We start from the raw sequence: 618 nt of genomic DNA, 5'->3' as shown, positions 1-618 counted from the left end.
TTGAAAGCAGAAAAACGACGTCGCCCAAACTCTTTGATAAATTGATGATCAGGAACAACATCTTTAAAATGTGCTTTTAGCCGCTTATAAAGTAAATCTTCCCGCTTAACTTTTTGATCTTGATCATCGTGTGTTTGCTGCCAAATACTAAGAGGCGATGTAAACTGTAATGCATAACCTTGGTTACCATGAAGATGCTCTCGGATACGCAAATAACAAAGCATTGAGATTGCGTTAAAATATATTTGCTGTGTTTGCCATAATTCCACATTTCCTTGGCTATCATAACGGTAGAAATTGCCATATTTTTGAGATGATAGAGTGTATGAGAAAACGTAGGCATGATTCTTTGAACCAGAGTAAATTGGCAGTAGTCCACTGTCTAGATTCATTTCAAAAATTGCATCATGAATTGCAATAAGCCGTTCAGGATGAATACATCCTTGATCGAAAATTAATGATATACATAGACATTCAAATAATATGTTTACTAAGTTTTGCTGAGCTTCAACTGTAGATTGTAAACTTATATTTTGAGTCTTTTTATTAAGAGAATAGCTCCACTTTTCATAAAATTTTTCTTTAAAATCAGCAAGAATAGCTCCATTACACAATTTG

1 pseudogene is annotated in these 618 nt (G+C 33.5%); it reads right to left on the bottom strand.

Going from position 1 to position 618, the window contains the following annotated elements:
* Positions 1-618, bottom strand: a pseudogene (locus ACNPNW_RS06435) (integrase); the annotation flags it as partial.

It is taken from the genome of Acinetobacter endophylla (genome assembly GCF_053543775.1).
The sequence above is the reverse complement of the archived record's forward strand: the minus strand, read 5'-3'. Positions and strand labels throughout refer to the sequence as shown.